General features: G+C 50.1%; 20 protein-coding genes. 1 reads left to right on the top strand and 19 read right to left on the bottom strand.

Annotation, left to right across the window (positions count from 1 at the left end; all coding sequences use genetic code 11):
* Positions 1 to 10: 10 nt before the first annotated feature.
* Genes CVT49_04955 through mraZ form a run of 14 tightly spaced genes read right to left on the bottom strand, consistent with a single transcriptional unit; the run spans position 11 to position 16,074 of the window.
* Positions 11 to 1,177, bottom strand: a complete 1,167-nt coding sequence (locus tag CVT49_04955) for a cell division protein FtsZ (GenBank protein PKK84149.1) — start codon at positions 1,175 to 1,177, stop codon at positions 11 to 13.
* 21 nt (positions 1,178 to 1,198) lie between these two features.
* Positions 1,199 to 2,422, bottom strand: coding sequence for a cell division protein FtsA (ftsA, locus tag CVT49_04950; GenBank protein PKK84148.1), 1,224 nt, complete (start codon positions 2,420 to 2,422; stop codon positions 1,199 to 1,201).
* Between the two features lie 2 nt (positions 2,423 to 2,424).
* Entirely contained in the window at positions 2,425 to 3,138 is a 714-nt protein-coding gene (locus tag CVT49_04945) for a hypothetical protein (protein ID PKK84147.1), read from the bottom strand.
* On the bottom strand, positions 3,128 to 4,510 hold the full coding sequence (locus CVT49_04940; protein PKK84146.1) for a UDP-N-acetylmuramate--L-alanine ligase: 1,383 nt from the start codon (positions 4,508 to 4,510) through the stop codon (positions 3,128 to 3,130). Before CVT49_04940 ends, CVT49_04945 begins: the two co-directional genes overlap by 11 nt.
* Positions 4,511 to 4,551: 41 nt before the next feature.
* Complete coding sequence (gene murG, locus CVT49_04935) at positions 4,552 to 5,679, bottom strand: undecaprenyldiphospho-muramoylpentapeptide beta-N-acetylglucosaminyltransferase (protein PKK84145.1); 1,128 nt, start codon at positions 5,677 to 5,679, stop codon at positions 4,552 to 4,554.
* The gene (ftsW, locus tag CVT49_04930; protein ID PKK84144.1) at positions 5,676 to 6,755 is read right to left on the bottom strand and encodes a putative lipid II flippase FtsW; all 1,080 of its coding nucleotides are present in this window, start codon (positions 6,753 to 6,755) and stop codon (positions 5,676 to 5,678) included. Before ftsW ends, murG begins: the two co-directional genes overlap by 4 nt.
* A 5-nt stretch (positions 6,756 to 6,760) precedes the next feature.
* Entirely contained in the window at positions 6,761 to 8,152 is a 1,392-nt protein-coding gene (locus tag CVT49_04925; GenBank protein PKK84143.1) for a UDP-N-acetylmuramoyl-L-alanine--D-glutamate ligase, read from the bottom strand.
* Positions 8,149 to 9,237: a phospho-N-acetylmuramoyl-pentapeptide-transferase gene (locus CVT49_04920; protein PKK84142.1), complete on the bottom strand. Its 1,089-nt coding sequence runs from the start codon at positions 9,235 to 9,237 to the stop codon at positions 8,149 to 8,151. Before CVT49_04920 ends, CVT49_04925 begins: the two co-directional genes overlap by 4 nt.
* Before the next feature lies 1 nt (position 9,238).
* A complete protein-coding gene (locus tag CVT49_04915) occupies positions 9,239 to 10,651 on the bottom strand; it encodes a hypothetical protein (GenBank protein PKK84141.1) in 1,413 nt (470 codons plus the stop codon).
* A gap of 6 nt (positions 10,652 to 10,657) precedes the next feature.
* A complete protein-coding gene (locus CVT49_04910) occupies positions 10,658 to 12,121 on the bottom strand; it encodes a UDP-N-acetylmuramoyl-L-alanyl-D-glutamate--2,6-diaminopimelate ligase (GenBank protein ID PKK84140.1) in 1,464 nt (487 codons plus the stop codon).
* Positions 12,090 to 14,243 (bottom strand): hypothetical protein, encoded by a 2,154-nt coding sequence (locus CVT49_04905; protein PKK84139.1) that lies wholly within the window; start codon positions 14,241 to 14,243, stop codon positions 12,090 to 12,092. Before CVT49_04905 ends, CVT49_04910 begins: the two co-directional genes overlap by 32 nt.
* Positions 14,194 to 14,658 (bottom strand): hypothetical protein, encoded by a 465-nt coding sequence (locus CVT49_04900; protein PKK84138.1) that lies wholly within the window; start codon positions 14,656 to 14,658, stop codon positions 14,194 to 14,196. The genes CVT49_04905 and CVT49_04900 overlap by 50 nt, the downstream gene beginning before the upstream one ends.
* 2 nt (positions 14,659 to 14,660) lie before the next feature.
* Positions 14,661 to 15,584, bottom strand: a complete 924-nt coding sequence (locus CVT49_04895; GenBank protein PKK84137.1) for a 16S rRNA (cytosine(1402)-N(4))-methyltransferase — start codon at positions 15,582 to 15,584, stop codon at positions 14,661 to 14,663.
* Between the two features lies 1 nt (position 15,585).
* Positions 15,586 to 16,074 (bottom strand): division/cell wall cluster transcriptional repressor MraZ, encoded by a 489-nt coding sequence (gene mraZ / locus CVT49_04890; GenBank protein ID PKK84136.1) that lies wholly within the window; start codon positions 16,072 to 16,074, stop codon positions 15,586 to 15,588.
* A 373-nt stretch (positions 16,075 to 16,447) separates the two neighbouring features.
* Between mraZ and CVT49_04885 the strand changes: the two genes are divergently transcribed.
* Positions 16,448 to 18,787, top strand: coding sequence for a hypothetical protein (locus CVT49_04885; GenBank protein ID PKK84135.1), 2,340 nt, complete (start codon positions 16,448 to 16,450; stop codon positions 18,785 to 18,787).
* 6 nt (positions 18,788 to 18,793) lie between these two features.
* Here CVT49_04885 and CVT49_04880 read toward each other — a convergent pair whose 3' ends face one another.
* The 5 genes from CVT49_04880 to CVT49_04860 are packed head-to-tail and all read right to left on the bottom strand — an operon-like array spanning position 18,794 to position 25,157.
* A complete protein-coding gene (locus CVT49_04880; GenBank protein ID PKK84134.1) occupies positions 18,794 to 19,663 on the bottom strand; it encodes a glycosyltransferase family 2 protein in 870 nt (289 codons plus the stop codon).
* Positions 19,660 to 20,913 carry a hypothetical protein gene (locus CVT49_04875; GenBank protein PKK84133.1) on the bottom strand — a complete coding sequence of 418 codons (1,254 nt, stop codon included), beginning with the start codon at positions 20,911 to 20,913 and terminating at the stop codon, positions 19,660 to 19,662. Before CVT49_04875 ends, CVT49_04880 begins: the two co-directional genes overlap by 4 nt.
* Positions 20,903 to 21,976, bottom strand: a complete 1,074-nt coding sequence (locus tag CVT49_04870; GenBank protein ID PKK84132.1) for a hypothetical protein — start codon at positions 21,974 to 21,976, stop codon at positions 20,903 to 20,905. Before CVT49_04870 ends, CVT49_04875 begins: the two co-directional genes overlap by 11 nt.
* Positions 21,973 to 22,917, bottom strand: a complete 945-nt coding sequence (locus tag CVT49_04865; protein ID PKK84131.1) for a hypothetical protein — start codon at positions 22,915 to 22,917, stop codon at positions 21,973 to 21,975. The genes CVT49_04870 and CVT49_04865 overlap by 4 nt, the downstream gene beginning before the upstream one ends.
* Positions 22,917 to 25,157, bottom strand: a complete 2,241-nt coding sequence (locus CVT49_04860) for a hypothetical protein (protein PKK84130.1) — start codon at positions 25,155 to 25,157, stop codon at positions 22,917 to 22,919. The genes CVT49_04865 and CVT49_04860 overlap by 1 nt, the downstream gene beginning before the upstream one ends.
* Positions 25,158 to 25,164 lie beyond the last annotated feature (7 nt).

Genomic DNA, 25,164 nt, shown 5'->3' with positions numbered 1-25,164 from the left:
ACCTTATTTATTAATCATCCAATCTTCTGATATATGCGGGAATCTTGGTATTCTCGCTCTGGAAGGCGGGTATGCGACCCCGCCCATTACCGCCGGCCACTTTTCTGACCGGAAAAACCGTCGGCTGTTCCGGGAACAATGACATCACCTTGCCGGGCTCAGCTTTGGCAATCGGTTCTTCATCTTCAGTCGACATTTCGTAGCGAGAGCCGAAACCGGTGGCGATAACCGTCACCCTGATCTGATCCTTAAAACTCGGATCAATAACGGCTCCGAAAATTATGTTGGCATCCTCCCCTGCCGCCTGATTGATAATTGTGGTCGCCTGGTTGACATCGTTGAGCGACATATCCTCGCCACCGGTAATATTGATCAGCACCCCGGCGGCTCCCGACATCGAGATATCTTCCAGCAATGGCGATGAGATAGCCTGCCTGGCGGCCTGTTCGGCGCGATCTTCGCCGGATGCAATTCCGGTTCCCATCAGAGCATCACCGCGCTCGAGCATAACCGTCTTGACATCGGCAAAATCGCAGTTGACCAGTCCCGGGACCGCAATAAGATCCGAGATACCCTTGGTTGCCTGATGCAAAATTTCATCGGCAAAAGCGAAGGCTTCGGTCAAGCGGGTTGATTTGTCCACGACCGAAAGCAGTCGTTCGTTGGGAATAATGATAAGCGAATCGGCTCTATCCTTCAGTTCTTTGAGGCCGAACTCCGCTTTTTGCATCCGTTTGTTGCCCTCGAAATTAAACGGCTTGGTAATGATGGCGACGGTCAGGGCGCCTTTTTCCCGCGCAATCTCGGCTACAACCGGAGCGGCACCGGTGCCGGTCCCGCCGCCCAGACCGCAGGTGATGAAAACCATATCGGCGCCTTCGAGCAACGCACCGACTTCCTCGCGGTCCTCTTCAATGGCCTTGCGGCCGACTTCGGGATTGGCCCCGGCCCCAAGTCCTTTGGTCAGTCTTTTGCCGATTTGAATTTTCTTGCCGGCCTGGTTGCGGTCGAGCACTTGAATGTCGGTATTGATGGCAATAAATTGCACGCCCGACAACCCTGCTTCGATCATCCTGTTGACGGCATTACCGCCGGCGCCGCCCACGCCGACCACCTTGATGTTGGCCGGGCTGTCGACATCATCGGCCAACTCAAAACGAAGTTTCCCTTCACTCATTGTATTTCCTCCATGATTTATTTAAAAATTATTCGAGATCCATTTTTCAAATTTCCTAAACAGGCCCTTGAGGCCGCCTTTTTTGACCTCCACGCCCGGGCCGTGTTTGAAGCCGAAATTTACCAGACCAAGAACCGTGGCATAATCAGGCCGCTTCATCGTTTCCGGGAGATCTTCGATTCCCGCAGGAACGCCGAGCTTGACCGGCATATCGAGTATCTGCTCGGCCAGTTCCACCGTTCCGGGAAGCATCGCGCCGCCCCCCGTAAGGATGACCCCGGCCGCCAGAGTGTCGGGCGAATTGGCCTTCTTGATTTCCCGCGCCGCCAGCGAAATGATTTCCTCCATTCGGGGTTCGATGATCGAGGCCAGCACATTTCGGGATAAGGTTCGGGATTTGCGTCCCATCATGCCGGGGACTTCCATCATATCGTCGGCATCAACCAGCGAAGTCAGCGCCGAACCATAGCCGGTCTTCAGATGTTCCGCCTGGTCGACCGATGTTCTTAATCCGATGGCAATATCATTGGTGACATTTTTCCCGCCAAGAGGCACAACGCCGGTATGCCTGATGGAGCCGTCATAGAAGACGGCAACATCGGTAAGATCACCTCCGATATCGATCAGAACTACACCCATATCCGCCTCGCTGTCGTTGATCGCGGCATAGGACGCGGCCAGCGACTGCAGGACAAGATGCTCGACCCCGATTTCGCATCGTTCCAGGGAGCGGTAGATATTTTTGGCCGAGGTTATCGCCGCCGTTACTATATGCACCTCGACCTCGAGCCTGACTCCGGTCATGCCGATCGGATTCTTTATGCCGGACTGTTCATCGATCGTGTATTCCTGCGGCAGGACATGCACGATTTCGCGATCGGCCGGTATGGCAATGGCGCCGGCCGCCTCGATGGCCTTGTTTACATCCCGTTCGCCGATTTCATTGTCGGAACGCGAAACAGCAATAACACCATGGCTGTTGATCGACCGGATATGATCGCCGGCGATACCGGCGACCGTGGAGTCAAGATGTGCCGATGCCATGATTTCCGCTTCCTCAACCGACTTCGAAATCGACTGAACCGTCTTTTCCATATTTATCACCACGCCCCGTCTCAGTCCTGCCGCGGGCGCGGTTCCGTATCCGAGAAATGTCGGTCGACCATCTTCCGAAACCTCGGTTATAAGCGTTCTTATATTGGCAGTTCCAATATCAATTCCGGTAATAATTCTTGGTTCAGACATATTCAGCTCGCCGATATAATTAAACCTTCGGATCTCATATCCAGCCTGGTGACATCGTTCAGGTCGGGATTGAAATCGAGTAAAAATATTTCCAGGTCCTTTATCCGGTCATATATTGAACCGGCATTGACATCAATCGGAAACGGCAGCCCGTCAATAAATAATGACACATAATCATCATTCGAAAGATCTATACTTGACAGCGCCAGATAAAAATCAGCACAATCGTCCTTTAATCGTGCAAGTTGCTCCATGATCATGGGCAAACGACGATCGGAGGCATGCTTGTATGCTTTTGTCGTCTTCACTCCCGTAATCAGGGGACAATCAAAACCGTCTTCGGAATTATCGTGCGGAAGCAGGTAGCATCTGTCATCCAGAGCATAAAGCATCTGCCCGCCGTCACCGATGACAAACGCACGCGGCGTGATATCGTTAATCGTAATATCGATTCCATCGGGAAGCGAATAATCAATATCGACCTTGATGACCTTGCCCTTTTTAAGGAGCAGGTCGGCCGTCCGCTCAACAGGCAGCGCGAACAAATTTTGCTCCATTGTAAGACCAAGATATTTCCCATCGCCATACTCCGCCGGGACAACAGATACGCGCTTGAGTTTAAATAACCTGGTGTACTTGCATGCAACCAAGACGCCGGCTATGACGACTGTTGCCGCAAGAAGTATCAGGTAGGTTTTCCCGATTTTAGGAAACATTTTTCTTCAATCCTTTGACAATATCAGGATTTATGCGTGTAATACTGCCCGCGCCGATTGTAATAATCATATCACCTGCACGAGCCTCAGCAAGAACCCGCCCGACGGCGTTCTCCTTCGGACCGACATAAATAATATTGTTGTACCCCTTCGTTTCGGCATATTTCGAAATCATCTCCGCGGTCACACCCGGAATCGGCTGTTCCCGGGAAGGGAAAATATCGACCAGACAGCAAATATCCGCCCGCCGCAGGGCTTCGGCAAATTCGCGATAGAACAACTGCGTACGACTGAACAGGTGCGGCTGAAAGACGGCAATTATCCTGCGGCTGTATGATTTTTGGGCGGAACCGAGAGTGGCGATTATTTCCGTCGGGTGATGTGCATAATCATCGACCACCATAATATCATTCACCACCGCCTTGATTTCAAAACGGCGCCCGACACCGCGGAAATTCCGCAGCGAATCGGCGATAGTCACAAAATCGACTTCAAGCTCCAGAGCTGCCGCAGCCGCCGCCAGCGCATTCCTGACATTGTGTTCCCCGATGACGCCCAGGGTTATTTTTCCCAGATGCTCGCCCCGGTGAAACAGCTCGAATTCCGATCCGTGCTCGCTCAGTCTGATATCGACCGCCTGATAATCCGCATCAGGTGACAATCCATAGTTGACTGAAGCCCTGGTTATCTTTCCCCGCAGTTTGGCCAGCACCGGGTCATCGGCATTGTAAACCACAATACCATAGAAAGGCACGCGATTCATGTAGGTCAGAAACGAATTCTCCAGATCATCCATGCCGTCATAGCACTCCAGATGATCCGGCTCGATATTGGTTATCACCGCCATCGAAGGAAACATGGACAGAAACGAACGGTCGAATTCATCAGCTTCGGCGACAAGATAATCTCCCGCGCCCAGTGATGCCCCTGACCCTTTGCCGGCCACGATACCGCCGACGATGATGGTCGGATCGAGACGGGCGTCGGTCATAATTTTCCCGAGCATAGAGGTGGTCGTGGTCTTGCCATGCGTCCCCGAAATTCCAATGGAATATTTCAGGCGCATCAATTCGCCGAGCATTTCGGCCCGCTTTATCACCGGTATTCCCTGCCGTCTGGCTTCGACCACTTCCGGGTTATCTTCTTTCACCGCAGAGGATATCACAACCACATTGGCGGTCCCCAGATTGGCGCCGTCATGGTGGTCAAAAATGGTCACACCCAGACTGCTCAGATGATCGGTAACTTCGCCGGCGCTTATATCCGACCCCGATATTTTGTACCCCAGATTATGAAGTATTTCGGCGATGCCGGACATGCCGGATCCGCCGATGCCCACGAAGTATAGTTCTTTGTACTTACCGAAAATCATATTTTTTCCTTCGAATTTGGGTCGCGATAATACGATACTCCTCAATTATTTCCCCTTTCAAACCCGGTCAGGGCCAAGATCTCTTCGGCTATCATATCCACCGCCGGTTTTTTTCTCTTTCGGTGCATATCCTCAAGCGCCGCTTTCATTTTTTCACGGCTGCCGTCTTCCAGAAGCGTGATGGTTCCTTTCAGCAGATTCATTTCATTCAATTCGCTGTCGAAAATGATGAATGATGCGCCGGCCGAGGCATACACCTCAGCGTTCTTCTTCTGGTGATCCTCGGCGGCAAATGGAAATGGAACCAGAACGGACGGCAGGCCGGCCGCCTCCAATTCGGCCAGCGTCAGAGCGCCGGCCCTGGCGATGGCAATATCGGCGGCAGCATAAGCAATTTCTATGTGATCGGCAAATGCGAAAAGGGCGCGGCTGGAGACCTTGCCGCCCGCTTTCGCGGCTACTTCCTTGTAGTCCCTTTCACCTGTTTGCCATATTAGACGACACTTGTCGGGAAGTGTTTCGAGATGCATCAGAATATTATTGTTGATGCTCAAGGCACCCTGACTGCCTCCCAGAATGAGTATAACTTTATCATCAAGGGCGAAATCAAAATATTTTCTGGCCTCTTCTCTGGTGACCTTGCCGATGATATCCTTGACCGGATTACCGGTCTCGATGAAATCACATTCTTTCTTCAGGTGGTTGGAGGCTTCGCCGAAACCGAGAAAGACTTTATCAACCCGGTGGGCCAGCTGCCGGGTGGTCACTCCCGGATATGAATTTTGTTCCTGTATGACACACCGGCGGTTCAGCATTACCGCCGCCAGGAGGACCGGTCCCATCACGTATCCGCCGGTTCCGACAACCAGGTCGGGCGAAAAGCGAAGGATGAGATAAATCGATTTTAATGTCGCCCCGGCCAGAAGAATCGGAAAGAGGATGTTGCGCAAAATACCGCTGCGACTCAAACCTCTTACGGTAATCAACCAGAGAGGGTATCCGAGACGATCTTTCATGCGGTATTCGATTCCGCGCCGGGTGCCAACGAAGCGGAAATCAGCTTCACCTTCCGGAGCGATCAGTTCTTTCAGCCTGTCGGCAATGGCCAGAGCCGGGTAGAGATGTCCGCCGGTACCGCCTCCGGCAAAGATGACTTTCAGCTTTTTCATCTGACCAGCACCCCTTTGCGCCGGGAAAGATTCAGGAGGACGGCCACTGACACGATCGACATCAACAGGGCCGAGCCTCCATAGGAAAGAAATGGCAGGGGAATACCGGTGGTCGGCAGGAGCGAGGTTACGACGCCGATATTGATGACCACCGCCGTAAAAATCGAAGCCGTAATACCCATGGCCAGTAAATATCCGAATCGATCCGGCTGGTATTTGGCAATCTTGATCCCCTGGCGTATGATTATAAAGAAAAGGAGCAGGACGGCCATCAGGCCAATAAATCCGACTTCTTCTCCGATTGAAGCAAAAATAAAATCGGTATGTGGATATGGCAGGAAAAATAATTTCTGTCGTCCATTGCCCAGCCCGGAGCCGAAGATGCCGCCGGCGCCAAGGGCCAGAACCGCCTGCTTCACCTGATAACTCCCTGACAAGGGATCACCAACCGCCGACATGTAATCGATTACCCTCGGTTTTTTGTATCCGAGGACAAAGACCATAAATCCGATCAGGCCGACAAAGGGCGTTATCAGAACAGCCAGGTGGTACAATCTGACCCCGGCCAGGAAAAATATCATAAGGACCGTGGCGGAGATGGTCAGAGCCGAGCCCAGTCCCGGCTCGAGTATAATTAATACCAATCCGGCGCCGATTAACGGCGCATAGGGTATCATGAACTGCTTGAAATCAGTGATGTCCCGTTTTTTCTGAGATAACGAAAAGGCCAGGTACGCGACTACCACCAGTTTGAAAATTTCGGACGGCTGAATGGTGAGCGGCCCGATAAACAGCCACCGGTGCGAGCCGTTGCGAGCCGGCATGATGAACACCAGCACCAGCATGGCCAGAGATATAAAAATCAATGGCACGGAATAGGCCGCATATTTCTTTAGATCAACCCTTGTCACCAGCCACCCGGCAACCGCGGCAATAATCAGCCAGATAAACTGCCGCTGCAGGAAGAAATAATGCGTTCCGAAGCGGTTTTCGGCCATGACCGATGATGATGAATACACCATCACCATACCGAAGGCGATTAAAGCTACCGTACTGTATAACAACTTCTTGTCCATACCCGCTATGACTCTATACCGTTGACAACATGATTGTTATTCTTCAGTGCCTGTACGGCACGTTTGAAATCCCGCCCGCGATGTTCGAAATTGTCGTACATATCGAAACTGGCGCAGGCCGGCGACAACAAGACTATTTCTCCCGGGGCGGCTGATGCGAAAGCCTTACCGACGGCATCATCCATGTCATCCGAAAACTGCACCGGAAAGGCCTTGCCCAGCGAAGCAAACATTTTTTCGCGCGCCTCACCCAGCAGAATTATTTCTTTGACCTTCCCCCGCCCGTATTTAATGATGGGATCGAAATCGCCGCCCTTGTCGCGTCCCCCGGCAATCAGGATCACCGGCGACGCAAACGAGCGCAGGGCAAAGCAAACCGAATCGACATTGGTCGCCTTGGAATCGTTGACAAACTTGATTCCGGCAATGGTTCCGGCATCTTCAAGGCGATGCTCCACTCCCGGGAATTGACTCAGGGCATCATGAATGGGTTTCGGTGGGACTCCTGCCAGAAGCGCCGCCAGGGACGCCGCCGCCGAATTCTGAAGATTATGCGGCCCCGGTATCCGAATCGACCCGGCGCCGATGATGTCGGTCTCCTTCTCCCCCACGATGCCGACCAGTGACTTTCCCCTCTGAAAGACCCCGGTCGGCAGTGATCGTGAGGTGGAGAAAAATATTTTACGGGCTTTGCTGGCGATATTGTTCTTTTCAATAACTGGATCATCCGCATTCAAAATCAGGAAGTCGGCGGGTTTCTGATTCTCGGTAATGCGATACTTGGCTTTTTTATAACCGTCGAAATTTTCGTATCGATCGAGATGATCGGGTGTAATGTTGAGAATCATGGCGATGTACGGACAGAACTCCTCGATCAATTCCAGTTGAAAATTGGAAACCTCCAGAACGGCATACCCATCCTCGGGTATATCGAGTACCGCCTCCGAAAAAGGAAAACCGATATTGCCGCAAACCTTGTTTTTGAATCCGGCCGCATCGAGAATGGCCCCGATCAGAGTCGTGGTCGTGGTCTTACCATTGGAGCCGGTTATGGCGATAATTTTCCCTTTGCAGAACCATGAGGCAAACTCGATCTCGGAGAATATCGGGATGCCCGAGGCGACAATCTTTCGGATAATTTCGGTCTCCTGCGGAATACCGGGCGAGACAATCACGAAATCGGAATTCAGGAGACGATCGGTATGGCCGCCCGTTTCGAATTCGATTCCGAACGTTTTCAATTCATGAATCTGTGCTTCGAGTTTATCGGCGGACTTGACATCCGACACAAACGGCACGCCTCCGAGACGTCGGGCCAGTTTGGCAGCGGCAACGCCGGATCGCGCCATCCCGACAATGCCGACTTTCCGTCCTTTGACTCTATCCTTGACTGTCATCTTATCTTCAATGTCGAAAGGGTTAACAAGGCAAACAGAGCGCCGATGATCCAGAAACGAATCACCACTTTCGACTCGGGCCAGCCGAGCAATTCAAAGTGATGATGAATCGGGGCCATCTTGAAGACTCTCTTTCCCCCGCGATGTTTATATGACAGAACCTGTATGATGACCGAGAGCGCTTCTATTACGAAAACGCCACCGACCAGCACCAGGAACAACTCCTTTTTGATCAATATGGCAACCGCTCCCAGGGCCCCGCCCAGGGCCAGGGCACCGGTATCGCCCATGAAAACTTCGGCCGGGTGCGAATTGAACCAGAGAAAGCCGAGCGCCGCTCCCACCGCCGCGCCACAATACACCGCCATTTCGCCAGAGCCCGGGATATAGGCAATCTGCAAATAGCTCGAGAAATCGGCTCGCCCGGAAATATAGACCAGACCAGTGAAAACCAGGAAGCACAGCCCGGTCAACCCGATGGCCAGCCCATCCAGACCGTCGGTAAGGTTGACGGCATTCGATGATCCGGTGATGACTATTATGATAAAGGGAAGATACAAAACGCCGAGAACAAGGACATAATTTTTGAAAAACGGGATTTCAGTCGTCGTATCGAAACTGGAGTTGGGCGGCAGGAAGAGCAGCAGCGCCCCGAAGACCAGTCCCAGTGCAATCTGCCCGATAAGTTTTTTGCGCCCCACCATACCTTTGGGCTGGTTCTTTACTGCTTTTAAATAGTCATCCATATACCCGATCAATCCGAGCCAGAAGGTGACCAGCAGGATCATGAGAATAAAATAATTGGTCAGGTCGGCCCACAGGATAGTCGGGATAATAATAGCTATCAGGATAATCAGTCCGCCCATCGTCGGTGTCCCCGCCTTGCCCTGGTGGCTCTGGGGACCTTCGGCACGAATCTTCTCCTTGATCTGATGCTTCTGAAGGATCCTGATAAAAAACGACCCGAGAAAGAGTGATATCAAAATAGCAGTGATTGTCGCGGCCGCTGTACGAAACGTTATATACCTGAACAGATTGAATCCGGACACATAACCGGTCAATTGAGTTAATAGATGGTATAACATATCAATTCTGCCGGAAGGCGGCCCCTTTTAATAATGTTATCAATTTTTCCAGAGCAATGCCGCGCGAGGCTTTGAGATATACTATATCTCCCCTCTGAATATCGTTTATTAAAGCCTCGCCGGCATCGTCGGTATTTTCATGATGTCTTATCTTCTTCTTGTTTAACCCCGCGGCCAGCGCCGTTTCATACATATTTTTTGACAGCGGACCGACGGTCAGAACATAGTCGAAATCCAATTCAGCCAGCAATCGGCCGATTGCCTGATGATACTCTTTTGATTCTTTCCCAAGTTCGAGCATATCGCCGATAACAGCGACCGAGCGACGGTTCCTCATCGAGGCATTGCCCATATATGCTTTGAACGACTGCAAGCCGGAAGACATCGAGGCGGGATTGGCATTATAGCAGTCGGCAATTATGGTCAATCCGTCGATACTTTCGATCTCGCCTCGGTACGATGCAAAACGATAATCAACATTATTTAATTCATCCGGTTTTATATCCAGTCCAAGGGTTTTGCAGACCGCATAACCGGCCAGAAGATTATAAATTTGATATTGGCCGAAAATTTTTATTCCGATTTCGACTCCATCGATTTTTGCCAGGGGGAAACCGTCATCCGAAACACCGGCAGGAGTTGCGGTGAAATCAGCATGATTTAATACACCATAGGTGACAATGCGGCGGTTTCTCCGTGCGGTGGCTTTTGACAGCACCGGGTCATCGGCATTGATAATCACCGGTTTATCACTCTTCATCGAGTCGGCCAGTTCAAGCTTGGCCTCGGCGACGCCCTCGACTGTGCCAAGCGTTTCGAGGTGGGTCGGACCGACATTGGTGATAACCGCCAGATCGGGGCGGATTATATTCGCCAGCCGGGTCATCTCGCCCGGGATGGATATGCCCAGTTCGAAAACACCAAAGCGACTTCCTGAGGGCATGGCAAAAATCGCCAGCGGCAGACCAAAGAGATTATTCAGGTTCCCGGGTGAACCATAGGTCTCTTTTTCTTTGTACCTTATCATAGCGAAAATGAATTCCTTGGTGGTGGTCTTTCCGTTTGATCCCGTGACGGCGACGATTTCCGCCGATACTTTTTCCCGGTAGGCGGTCGCCAGATGCATCATGGCTTCATGAGTATTTTCGACAACGACAACCGGCACCCGGTTGCCTATTTTATCAAGCCCGCCAAAATCGGCGGCAACCACCAGACCGGCGCTGTTTTTGGTGATGGCATCGGCAAGGTAATTATGTCCGTCGGCGTTTTCCCCTTTAATGGCAAAGAAAAGCTGTTCGGCCCTGAGAGTGCGTGTATCAATCGAGACTCCCCTGAACGATACTCCGCCATGCTCGAGGTTCAGCAGTTTACCGTTTATCCGTTCGGCCAGTGTCTTGAAATCCAACGTTATCAACCTTCCTTAGCCTTTCTTGTAACCCAGCTTTGCCAATGCTTTGCTTATTTCAACCTTATCTTCAAAAGGATACCGGGTAGTGCCGATTTCCTGGTAATCCTCGGCCCCCTTGCCCGCCACCAGGATAGTGTCACCGGGTTTGGCCATCTTTAAAATTTCAAGAATCGCCTCGCGGCGGTCGGGGATGACCAGATAATCATCTTTTATCATGCCGGGTTTGATATCTTCTATTATCCGATCAGGATCCTCGGTACGCGGATTATCCGAAGTAATCATGGCCAGATCGGAGAACTCCGAGGCGGCCTCACCCATCAGCGGACGCTTTCCACGATCCCTGTCACCGCCGCACCCGAACAAGATCATCATTTTCCCCGGAGTAATTTCACGCGCCGATTTGCACAATCTCTCTATGGCATCGGGCGTATGGGCATAATCGATCAGGACCAGAAACGGTTGGCCGGCATCAACCGGCTGAAAGCGCCCGGGCACCGCAACGGCCGCTTCGAGACCGGACACAATATGATCCGGTGAAGCGCCCATGGCCGTTCCCAGAGCTGCGGAACCGGTCGCATTCGACAAATTGTACCTTCCGGGGAGCCTGAATATTACCCGGCGCTCCTCGCCCTTCACGACTAGCGTAAATTCGGAGTGATCGGGATGCAGCTTGATATTCTTTATAAATACGTCGACATCCTGACGTGTGACCGAATAGGTCAGCAGACGGCAGCGGACATCAGCGGTGAATCCGGCATAACCGGGCACATCCATGTTGATCACAACGTATTTTCCATCGCCAATCAGTTTTTCCAAAAACAATTTTTTGGCGGCGAGATATTTTTCCATAGTATCATGAAAATCCAGATGATCACGGCTGAAATTGGTGAACAGCCCGGCTTTGAAATCTATATTATCGACCCGATGCAGCACCAGTGCATGTGATGAAACTTCGACGACGCCATGAGTACATCCTGCCTGAAGCATCTCCGAAAGTATCCGCTGCATGTCAACCGAATCCGGAGTAGTCCGCTCAGCCTTGTATTTCGCTTTTCCCGTATCATATACCAGCGAGTTGACCAGGCCGGTTTCCTTTCCGGCTGCGTTCAGAATCAGCCGGGTCAGGTACACCGACGTGCTCTTGCCATTTGTACCGGTGACACCGGCGATTTCCAGCGTATTGCCCGGAAAGCCGTAAAAATTGGCAGCGGCATCGGACATGGCCTGGCGCAAATCAGGCACGATTACAACCGGAATCTTTCCGGCGAATGGTTTTGTGGACATAACGGCCATGGCGCCGTTTTTTATGGCATCGGAGATAAACCGGTTGCCGTCAGTCTTATAGCCCTCCACTGCAATAAACAGCATCCCCGGTTTGATTCGCCGCGAATCGTATTCCAAACCGGTTATTTCGACGTTGCCATCGCCCTGTATTCGGGCGCCATTAATTGGCTTGACTAATTCTGACAGCTTCATTTTTCACTTTCGCGGGAGTTCCGCAAATCAGCCGGCAACGGGCATTTTTATCCAGTGCCACGCCGGCCGAAGGATATTGTTTTTTCACTCTTCCGCGCCCCTCGATTTCGAACTTCAATCCCTGATAATTCAGGACCGCAACGGCACTTCTCATTTTCAGGCCGGATAGATCAAGCATGGTCGCTTTTTCGTCATCGCTTTGCACGACCACCGCGACCGTCTCGGTTCCGGGCAACCGCCTTCCCTCAGGAGGAAACTGCCAGGCCACGACACCTTCGCTGCGGTCGGCGACAATTTTTAACCCTTTTTTCTCGGCCATCTGCATCGCCAGAGAAACATCGCGGCCGACAAAATCAGGTATTTCGATCAAATCGTTTTCGCCTTTGCCGGCGGCCAGTTTCGTATCCGGCCGAAGGAATTCCGAATTGGCGATGGTGTAGCGTTCTGCGATATTCTTGAACGCCGGTCCGGAAGTATATCCGCCGTAATGAACCGGCTCGGGTTGATGAAGAATAACGACGCCGGCCACTCTGGGCTCCTTGACCGGGAAAAATCCCAGGAACGAAGCCACAAATTTATTCTTGATATAGCCGCCGTTTTTCAAATCGACCACTTCCGCGGTTCCGGTTTTGCCGGCAATTGAAACGATGTTCGACTTCACCGGGGTGGCCGTTCCGCGCTCAACGACACCGGCCAAAAAAGTATGCAGCAGTTCCGCATTGTTCTTTTCCATGACTTCGCCCAGCATCAGCGGTTTGGCTTTTCGGGACAGCTTGCCCTGATTGTTGATTATCCCTCTGATTAACAAAGGGCGGTACAGCTTCCCTTCGTTGGCAATTGCGGCAATCCCAGCCGCAAGTTGCACCGGCGTGACTGAAATGGAATGCCCTATTGAGAGAGCGGCGATATTATAATCGGACCACACGCCCGGATCACCGATATGCCCCGACTGCTCGCCGGGCAGACCGATGTATGGCGGTTGACCGAAACCGAACCGCCTGGCGGCTTCGGTTAATTTTTTTCCGCCCAGGCGAAGAGCCAGTTTGCCGGTTCCGATATTGCTCGACAACTCGATAATCTCCTGAAAAGTCAACGAGTCATGTTTCTTATCATCACGCAAACGGCCGCGGCCGCATTTCCAAAAACCGTTCTCACAATAAATCTTTTCTTCAAGATCGACCAATCCTTCATCCAGCAGGGCCGCCGCCGTAAACACCTTGAACACGGAGCCGGGTTCAATGCAGTTGCTGACCGCCCTCAACTTGACCGCGTCATTCTGGTCATTGGCGACATAGTCGGCGGCCGCCAGAATTTCACCCGTGTGGCAGTCCAGAAATATCGCCGTTCCTTCGAGAGCGTTATATTTTATGACCGCCGCTTTGAGCTCTTCTTCGACAATCTCCTGAAAATACCAGTCAAGGGTAAGCACAATTGAATTTCCGGCGACAGGTTTTACCAGAGGAATCGTTTGGACCCGGTAAGTATTTCTGTGGGCGTCCCTCAAATAATCAATCAGACCGGGCGTCCCGGCCAACAGTGAATCATAACTGAATTCAAGCCCCGATATTCCGCATCCGTCAATATTGGTGCACCCCAGCAATTGCTTGCCGACGGCGCCAAAAGGATAATCCCTTCTTACCCCCTCTTCAATATACAATCCAGGAATACTGTCGTTCGCTATTTTTGCCGCCAGATTATCGGCCAGGCTTCGATCGATATATTTAAACCGGTTTGGTTTCAGGGAAAAAAGTTTCTTGGAAACACCCGACCTGCGCCCGTAAGTCCGATCAAGATATTTATAAATATTTCTGATTTCCTTATTATCCGACGGGTATGCATATAGACCGTTGCCGATTACATTTTCGGCTAATTGGCGTCCCTTCCGGTCAAATATCAGACCGCGCTCGGCCGGCACCTGTATCTTCCCGCTGGACTGTTTCTGGGCCTTTTCGCCATACGTTTCCCCATGAACGATCTGAATGACCGCCAGTCTGAAAATGAGAACCGACCAGACCAGGATTACCAGAAAGTAAATAAATACCATCCGCCCGTTACTGACCGTAGCGCTCGTGTTACTCTTCATCTGATTCAAAAATGCCGTTGGTCGCTGCTTTTGTTTCATTTAGAACTGGAAGATTTTCGGCGATCTTCTTCAATGAAGTGACCACATCATCCAGCCCTTCCGCTTTATAGTCGTCCCGACTGATACTTAAGGTGTAAAGATTTTCCGAACCGGTCCTGGTCAAACCAAGCTGCTCGGTGGCAATTTCCTCGATACGCGAAAGCCTGGAAAGCTCGGTAATTTCCATATTGCTCTTCTTTACCAGGTCTTTCAAATTGTTATTTTCCTTTTCCAGCACCGAGACCTCTTTGACCAGTCCCATCACATAAACCCGCTGCCAGACATGCAGGCAGGCCAGAAGTATGATTGATCCCACAATCATCGCCGGGATCAATGTGCGCGAGGACACCAGCCGCTTTTTCAACGATTTTCTAAAGCCGCCCGTGGCGCGATAACGTTGTACCGAAATTTTCATTATCAATTGATCTTCTCAGCCGCACGCAATTTGGCGGACCTTGCCCGGCTGTTGCTTTCTATTTCCTCATCCGATGGTTTGACCGGTTTTCTGGTCAGAATTTCGACTTCCGGTTTATGTTCGCAGACACAAATCGGAAATTCCTTGGGGCAGATACAGCTCCTGGCTTTTTCCGCCAGAAAACGCTTGACCATTCTGTCTTCGAGAGAGTGATATGACATAACAACCAGTCTGCCGCCGAGGGCCAGATGCTTGATGGCGAGCGGCAGCGTTTTTTCCAATTGCTCAAGCTCGCGATTGACCTCAATTCTAATCGCCTGAAACAGACGGGCCAGCGAGGCATTGCGGGTCCTGGGCGGAAACAGCGGTGCCAGAATTTCAACGAGACGCCCTGTGGAATCGATTCTTTCCTCTTCCCTGGCCAGATATATTGCTTTGGCGGCCCGCCGCGATTGCCTTTCTTCGCCGTATTTCCAGAATATGGCGGCAAGATCCTTTTCCGGGCAGTGGTTAACGACCTCTTCGGCCGTCAACCCGGTATCATTGCCCATACGCATATCCAGAGGCCCATCTTCCATAAAGGAAAACCCGCGCCGGGGAGTATCGATCTGATATGAAGAAATGCCCAGATCAAAAAGAATTCCGTCCACCTGCATGACTCCCAAACCCCCGATCACTTCGTCGAACCGTTCAAAAACACTGTTTATAATATGTACTTTTTGGGGCAGCCCCTCGAGATTGGTGAGGGCCGCGGAAACAGCGTCAGGATCCCGATCAATACCGATTAGCACTGCCTCTCCGGAAAGGATCCGTGATAAGTATTTCAGATGACCGCCCCCGCCGCATGTGAGATCAAGATAGCAGCCGTCGCCGCGAGTGATGAGGAATCGCGCCACTTCTTCGGCTAGTACCGGATGGTGAAACAAGTCACTCTTTCTGTTGGCGGTTGACGTCAAAAAGCTTTTCCGCTACATCTTCATAGCTCTGACCGTACTGATTAAGGTATTGCTCATATCCGCCGGGCGACCATAATTCGATCCATCGATTCGCTCCCAGTATCAAAATCTCTCTTTCGAGGCGGGCCTCTTCCTGCAGATGTGAGGGAATCAGCAACCTTCCCTGACGATCGAGCTTAATTGGCACAGCGACCGAGTAAAGCAGTCGGCTGAAATACCTGTAATCCTTCCTGGTAAAATCGAGCGTATTCAATCGCTCCTGAATCAGTTCCCATTCTCGTTCGGGATAAAGCGCCAGACACCCATCGAGTCCTTTGGTCAACATAAAATGACCGTCATCATCCTTGTCAGCCTTAACAGACGGTCTGAATTTGGCCGGCAGGGCAATCCGTCCCTTCTCATCCATCAAAACAGTGTAGCGGCCATAAAACCCGACCATGAGTCCTCCACTTTGCTCCATTTTGAACCAGAACTACCCCCAATAATCACTTTTTTTTGGAAAAGTCAAGAAAAAAAATGTACTTTTTGCAGGCCGTAAGCCTTTTATTTTCAAGCAGTAACGTTCATAATTTAAACGCTATTTTGTAACTTGTCAAGATACTTTTACTTGTAACTATTATTTAGCTGCTGCCACTTAAATAAAAACTTTAAGCTTTGACCATATATAGTGTGGCCGGTGTCCCATATTTATTATGCCAAAAATATTCTTTATTTTTGCCTCGGTCAAAAATAAATATTAAACGCCTATCATTCAAGGCGTTTCAGCCATTAAAAAGACCGGCGAGAAACCCCATTCGGGCAGCCTGATTGCAATTAGGATATTCGGATTCAATTTGAAACAGGAGGCTGTTTTGGAAAAGAGGGTTTATTTTATCCTATTGATTATTGCGGCTATCGTAACCGGATCAAGTATTCAGGCAGCACAGCCGATTATTACATTTCATGAAGATTCTTTAGTTATTTCTTCGGCGAACTATAAGGTCCGCTATGCCGGACTGAATAACATAAATATCAATGAATCATTTTCACTGCCGTTTATTACGCTTGATATAAAAACCGATAATAGACTGACCAAGTCTGATTTTTATACGCTTCAGGAAGAGCAGCTGGTCCTGGCCCCGATTCCCGAGGAATTAAACTCTTTCAGAGATTATATTACCGGAGTCAATGGTGAAAACACTATAGATCCCATTCACAATCAATCAAATTTATCATCGCCCGTGCTTGATATACAATACTCTTATCATAATGGGGCATGTTTTACCTCAGTGACTTTTCTGCCGGTGACAATCTCTGAAAATGACGAGTTGATTTTTAATCGGGCCATCTATTTAGAATCAGGTGATGCAACCGCAATAATCCGCGATTTCTCAGCTTCCTTGCCCTCTCCCCCCGCCAATCCTGCTTACAGGAGCGCCATCACCTCGGGCGTTCCTCTTGGCTATGATTATATTATTATTACCGATGAGTCACTGGTACCTGTTTTCAATGAACTGGCCGAATACAAGACTTCCTGCGGTTATTCTTCGACTGTGGTTACGACCGACTCGATTATCCAATACTATTCCGGTCTTGATGATGCCGCTAAAATCCGCAACTACCTTAAAGATTTTTTTGCGGCAGGCGGCCGATATGTGCTTCTCGGCGGCGATGATGTTCTGGTTCCGACCAGATATCTATATTATTACGACACTGATTTTCCCATAACCAATGCTTATTTATTGCATCCGTCTGATCTATATTACGCCGACCTCGACGGCGACTGGGACAGTGATAACGACGGCATCTGGGGCGAACCTTCGGATGATGCTCCCGATATCAGACCTGAACTCATCGTGGGTCGATTACCGTTAAGGACTGCGGAAGCGGCGCAAAATTACATTGACAAGCTAATCGAATATGAAACCAATCCGGGTGGCGGCGATTTTAATTATCTGGCGCGGGCTCTTTTCTTTTCCTCGGATGAAATGCGCGACTATCCGGCTGAGGGGCAGCATGGATTTATCGCCGCGGCCATGCCGTCGCAAATAACAATTGATACCGGCATGACCGTGGAGACGCCGTCCGGAAACGATCCTTCGCCGACCAGTGCCGACGGATTGATCGGAGTCGGGAAGATTTCGGAAGGATTCGGTTTCATTCATATCCTGGCACATGGGCGAAAAGACGGCTTTATTGTTAAGTCGGCCAATTATGGTGATTGGCCCGCTTCATTGATTCTTTCCATTCCTCAGGATAACAATGCACATGGGAGTCTGCTGAATCTCGAACAAAATCAGAAAACTTCTTTGTATTATTCTTTGACCTGCGATGGCGGCGCCTATGATCTGGACTCGACCGACGGTGAAAGCGGCAGCTGGTCGCTGGTTGAGGGCCTTATCGCCCGGCCGGCCTCGGGCGCCATCGGGATGGTTGCAAACAGCCGTTGGGGATGGGTCTATTCGAGTTACTTATTGCAGGAAAAATTTACGGAATATCTGTACGGCCTTGCCGGAGGCAGTCCGGCCCTGGCCATGTACTACTCCTGGCTGGAATACCCGTCATTTCGTGATTTGATTTACGGGCAAAACTATTTCGGCGATCCCACTCTGAAAGTATATGACGGCATTCCGGCCAGGACAGAAATCGCCATGGATCAGACAGGCAATCATACCAGCCTTTATGTGACCGTCGACGGCGAGCCATTACCGGAAGCCGATGTGATTATCTCATCAGGCGGCGAAATACTTGAATGCGGTATGACCGACGAAAACGGCGAATACATTATCGACGTAACGATGGAAAGCAATGTGATTTACACTATCACCGCCGGGCGTTCCGGCTGTACAATGGCCCGCGAGAGCTACACCCCGTCGATCTCGCTGGATATTGACGACAACGACAATATTTTACCGGAATCATATGCACTGGAGCAAAATTATCCCAATCCCTTCAATCCATCGACAATAATCGGCTGGAGTCTGCCGCAGAAATCGGATGTTACGCTGGAAATTTTCAACATTTTGGGTCAGCTTGTCGAGTCATACAATTTTTCAGGACAGACTTCCGGCTATCATTCCATCACATGGCACGGGACCGACGACGACAACCAGCCGGTTGCGTCCGGAGTTTATTTCTATCGTCTGAGAACGGATGACTATCAGGAAACGCGCAAGATGTTTTTGATTAGATAATCGATTTTAGAAAAGCTTGCTGAATACCGCCCTTATATAGGCGGTAATGTACAAGACACCGCCCCAGAACCAGAGTAATGGAATCCCCGGCGGTGTCTTGCTGTATTTATTGAAATACTTATACATGGCGCGGTGCGACTCAATAATCATCCGCGCCTTTTTTTGGCGCGTCGAGCCGCCGACAAAATGTTCGACGACCGCCTCCGGGAAATACAAATTTATAAAGCCTGCTTCCTGAACACGGCGGCAGAAATCGACATCATTAAAGAAAATTCCGAAGCTCTCGTCGAAGTTGCCCACCTTCTCGATCACATCGCGGCGCGTCATCAAAGCGGCTCCCATCGGCTGATCGACTTCCTGCTCGGTCCGATGATCGAACCATCCCATTTTCCAGGCGGCAAATACTTTTGAGCGCTTAAACAGGTATGATAGGCCGGTGAACTCAAACAAAAGATCACGATAACGCGGAAAAGCTCTGGCCGAATACTGCAATTTACCGTCGAAGCCGATAAATTTCGGCCCGATCGCTCCAATGGCCGGATCATCCGTCATTCTGCGCATTAACCGGGGAACGGCATCACCAACGATCCTGGTGTCCTGATTCAATAGTAGTATAAATTCGCCGCGAGCCGCATCGAATCCCTGATTGACTGCTTTTGCAAAACCAAGATTGGCACTGTTCCTGATCAATTTGGCTTGAGAAAATTTATTTTCAATTATTTCGACGGTACCGTCCGAAGAAGCATTATCGATAACGATAATCTCGAAGGTCACGGACTCAAGTGATTCCAGCGTTGTCCGCAGACAGTCATCGATGAATTCCCGGCCGTTATAGCTGATAAGGACAACCGATATTTCAATATTATTACTGCTCATTTTAGAATTTGGTCCAGCAGTTCGGCATATCGTTTTGCCATGTACACCGTCGAATATTTTTCATATTTGCTTTCCACGAAGATAGCAGGTTCAATCTCAGTTCTTTGCTCCTTAATTTTCCGTCGTATATATGGTTCTATCGTATCTGTATTCTGATCTGTGACAATTATCCCGTTATCGTATTCCTTCAGCAATGCTTCGGCATCTGAGCCGGATGGAACCGCCCCGATAATCGGCCTGTCCGACATAAGATAGTCAAAAATTCTTCCCGGAAGTATATGATATGGACCGAATTCGGCTACCGAGAAATATAAAATATCGCTTGATGAAAGGGCTGCAATAGCGGCATTTTTGGGTAAATAGCCCAATAAAGACACAATTGTTCTTAATCCATACTTATCCAATAAAAGCGACATTGACGCCTGATCAAATCCCCCGACATGCACTATTTTTATTTTTTCGGCTATCTCACGGTCATTCTCTATAAGGGCCGCAACCGCCTTGAAAAGCGGTTCAATCGGGCAAAGATGATTGATTGTCCCCAGAACGCCGATGATAAATCGATCATTTCTTTGGGGATCCCTTCGTTGCCAGAGATGTGCCGTTTCTATATCACTGCCGTTGGTAATCACTTCGCCGCGGCCAAGACAATCAGCAATACTTCGATTCACTCCGACGACAGCATCAGCCGTCTCGACTATTTTCCCTTTTAGCCTAAGAGCATATTTTTTCTGAAGCGATGTTCGATAAACCATTTCGATTGGCTGAGAAAACCAGAAATCCCTGAAATCGGCAATCCACGGTATTCCGAATAAGGCCTTGATCTTCATTCCCACCAGATGCACCGACGGGGGCGGCGAAGTCGTAATGACGGCATCGTAATTCCCCCCGGTGAGCAACTTCCGGGCTTTACGAAACGCCGGGCCGACCCAACCCCGTTTCGAATCAGGGAAATAGCACAGCGGTGCCGAAGCCCCCCCCCCGGAACGCATAATACTCTTTTTAATTCCAAAGAGGCGCATGATTCTGGATGGATCATAGGAACCGGCGCGGATAATTTTCGATTCATCATCCGGGCTTAGTCTGGAATGGTCATATTCATGATAAGCGATATCCTTGACTGTCAGCACGGTCACATTATAGCCGAATTGGGGCAGATGGCGGAATAGCGCAAAAGGTCTCCCCACTCCGCCCATGCCCAGCGGCGGGAAGTAGTATGCAATCAGCAATATGTTTTTTTCAGATGCCACCGGTGGTAAGATGCTCCATGATTTCAATAGTTTTTTTAATGTTTTCCTGAAACAGCGCCGATTTTCTCACGCGATTATGATTGGTATCCAGAATTTGAGCAATATCCGTTTTGTGCTCCATCAATTTTAAGACTGCCTCACGAATGGACTTATCGTCATCAAGCGGGTACAAAATGCCATTGTCGCCATCGAGCCATTCCCGTACACCCGGTATATCGGCCGCGACCGGGAACAAGCCGGCTGCCATCGCCTCAATCAAAGAGGCGGGCGATGAATCCGATTGTGAGGCCGAAAGGTACACATCGAACCGTTCCAGGAATGCAATATATTCCGCGCGGGGCTTAAAATCATAAAGCTCGATGATGCCATCCGGGCAAAGGCGCGACACCTCACTCTTGAATTTTTCGAGATCATCGCCCCAGTTCGGAAAGGCGAGCGCAATATGCCGCTTATTAATGAGTTCTTTCAATGATCCCAAAATAAACTCATTATTATAAATCCTGTTATGCGGGCGAGGTACAAGTATTCTCAATGGCTTATTCCATGAGGTTATACTTTTATTTTTTCTATTAAAAATGTCCAGAATTTCCGGCTCCACGCCCCATGGTATTATATCGATGGCTTCGGTACTGTATAATTCACGAACCGCCTCGGCCAGATAATTTGAATCAACCAGAATATGTGATGCCCTCGATAAAGCAAAGATCACTTTTCGCTTATGCGCAATTGTTTTTTTGGGAGATACCAATATATCAGATCCCAGGCAGTGCAGCAGGATGGGTTTTGTCCGCCATACTTTCGAGACCGCCGTCGAAAAACCGTAGCCTGAGGCAAAGTGCGGGTTGACAATGTCGGGGTCGGTTTTTCGAACCAGCTCCCTTATCTCCCGATTGACGAAAAAATAGTTAAGGCTGTTACTGACCGACTTTTTTTTCAACAGCACATCAACCGTATCGCCGCGTTCCAGTGAAGCGAGAACGACATCAACACCCTGCGCTCTCAGCTCCTTCTGATACCGCGTAGTGTGCACGGAGCGTCCGTCGGCAAGAAGCAGCACCTTCATCGGGCCCTCCAACGATAAATAAGCCTGCCGATCGTGCTGAAATATGTATAATACAAGGATGTCTTTTTCCGGCCTCCCCACCGTTCCTTAAACTCGATAAGCGAATCGGCATCGGGCGGTGAGGATCCCATGTTGATCGACTTGATATTGCGCTCGAGTGCATAATTTATGATATAATCAAGCAGGAGGTAACCCAGTTTCAGACGGGTAAAGCGTTTATCGGAGTAAAATTGCCAGGTCATCAGTTGTGTTTTATTCACAAAACAAATATGGTATCCGATTATTTTTTCATCGACCAAAGCAATGAACCATAAAACGCGCTCGTCATGCATCGATATTTTCAGAAGTCTCGAAAAAAACTCCGGGGTATAACGCGGCTTCTGATTGTGGCGGGATTCCGTCTCGATCACCAACTCATAAAACCGTTTCAGGTATTTCTCATCATTGAGCATGGTGACCCTCGCCTCGCGCCTTTTGGCCGCCCTGATTTGTTTTCGAACCTCGCGTCGCGGGGGCGCATAAGTCTCCTGCCTGAGGTCGATAACATGAGTCTCGGCCTCATGCCTGTCGAATGATTCAAAACCTGCCTCATCGTCAGGACTGTTTATATCGGCCCTGATGATGCCATTGGATTTTATCCATGATGTAAAAAGTTTATAGAAATCCGGTTTTTGTTTTTGTGCACACTCCTCAGAAAAGAACATTCCTCCGGGCAGGCCGTCGGGCATAGATTGAAAACGGCGCAGAAAGCGCCCGCCGAAGATAACGCCCGCTATACCGGCCCGCATCGCAGCGTTCTCCTCGAAGATCAGAAATATTTCCCGCCCTCCCAGTGCCCGCCAGGTCGAGGCAAACCCGGGAGAGACATAAACACAATTACCGGTCAGCCGGGACCACTCGTCCTTCGGGAGATTGTCTGATGAAAAAACCTTCAATGACATTATTGTCTGATCAACAGGATTTTGCCTCGGCCTGATGCGCCGTCATCGGCCGTAAGAAGGAAAAGATAGACGCCCGATGCCACTAAGGCTCCCTGCTGATTTTTCCCGTCCCATGGTACATTGATATCGGTTTCCCGGACCAGTTCGCCGTTGACAGTATATATCCTGACCACGGCGTTGCCGTCATAATTGAAAGAAAGCGACTCTCCCCCGTCACCGATGATAAAGGGATTGGGGAAGGCGATGACTTTTTCGATTTCATCGGTCGGCGGGCCGATGGTTGATCCCAGCCGCGAAATACCAAACGGAGTTCCCACCCAAAGATCATTGGTTTCGGGATTCACGACAAGCGCCGAAATGTAATTATCCAGGAGACCCGAGTTAAGGCTCGTAAACAGATCGATATTGCCGGTTCCGGCAGTGAATCTGGCCAGCCCGTTGGTGGAACCCATCCAAATATTACCTCTGCGGTCGAACTCCAGATGTGTCACATCGGGACCAAAGCCGGCCGGGAGATTGACATTGACAAACCGATCTATCCCAATGTCATATTGCGATAGACCGAATCTTGTCCCCACCCACAACGTGCCGCTCTGATCATATTCGATGGTTTTGACCTCATCCGAACCAAGCCAACTGTTGCTTTCGCGAAGAATCGCCAGAGTATCGTCTGACTTATTAAACGGATCGGGTCCGAAATAATAATAAAAAAGGCCTTTATCCTGGGTGCCGACCACAAAAACATCATCAAAAGCCCCCAGGGAAATAGACAGAGGATCGGTAATGCCCTCATCAAAGCCAAAAGACTCCCACCGGGTGATATCATTCATATCAACAACACGCACGGCATTTCCATCACGGGCATTGTAATTTAACATAAAAATATAATGAGAAGCTTTTGCCAGAGAACTAACCGCAATATAGGTCGGCGATTCCGACACTCCCCGCAATGAGGAATTGTCTTCCTTGAATGTGATTGTCGTGTCGCTCCTGATACTGCTGACACCATCGCCCCAGGTGGCCACCCACAAATTACCAGTCTCGTCAAGAACCAGATCCATGACACCATCGCGACTGCGATTGAAATCAAGAATTTGCCATTCTTCACCGTCAAACCTGGCCAGCCCATGACGGCCAAAACCTGCGATTACATTGCCGGCAGGATCAGCCAGCATGGCCGAAACCTGATTGGCCGGCAAACCGCCGTCGGCGAATTTCTCAAACAATGAACCGGCCTTATAATAAAGTCCCGATGAGCGGCTGCCCACCCAGTGAACACCGTCTATAACTCGCCCCGAACTAAAGTTATCATCAGGGATGCCCGAAGTGGAAACAAGCGCAGGTGATGTGCCATCATACACGAAGACACCATCATCAGTATAGATAAACAAAGAATTATTATCCGCCGCCATGTGTCTTACTCTCAGGCCATTCAACAGGGCCGCTCCGGTAAGAGTGGTATCCAGATCTGACATATCCAGCCGATAAAATCCGTCCGGCGTTCCGAGATAAAGATGCTGCTGGAAATATGCGAGGGATGATACCGAATCGGAAGCCGACATTGTCAGCATCGATGGTTTAACGGCCGCCCAGTTTGCGAATGATTTTAATAAATCGGGGTCACTCTTGTCGGCAAAGGCAAGCCCCTCGGATGTTGCCAGCCAGATCGAATCGCCGAGGATCAGGACGTCATATACCGCCGGCTCCGGGTCGAGGTCGTCAAATCGAAAATAAAAATCTTCAAACTGGCCGCCGTCGATATTTTTGGAAAAGAGCGCCAACCCTCCGGCAGTCCCCACCCAAAGCTGGTCACTATCGTCAGCAAGACAATAGAGTGTCATCAATTCGTCATTGCGGTCAAACAGCAGATACGGGGTCACGGCGTTGGCGTCGACCTTAATAAGGCGCCCGTAACCGGCCAGCCAGGCGATACCGCCGCCATCTCTCACAATATAATGGAGATCATTGGTTCCAAGTCCGTCATCATTGGCTATTTTACGCATGCCGCCGGTGGCCGGATCTATTTTGAGCCAACCGCCTGATGTAATCACCTGAAGCGTATCATCAAAATAACCCATATACCTGACCGTCGAAGTCGATGAATACGACAGCCACTCCTGCCCAGCCAGAGCCGGCACCACCGGCAAAATAAGGCTTAATATCAAAAGAATATATATCGTTTTCGCTGTCAGTCTCATAAGCATATAAATATAACGAATAATGACGCCAATTTCAATCAATGGAAAA

The sequence above is a fragment of the candidate division Zixibacteria bacterium HGW-Zixibacteria-1 genome, from assembly GCA_002838945.1.
In the GTDB taxonomy this organism is placed as follows: Bacteria; Zixibacteria; MSB-5A5; order GN15; family PGXB01; genus PGXB01.
Note: the sequence above shows the minus strand (reverse complement) of the source record. Positions and strands in the feature narration are given on the sequence as shown.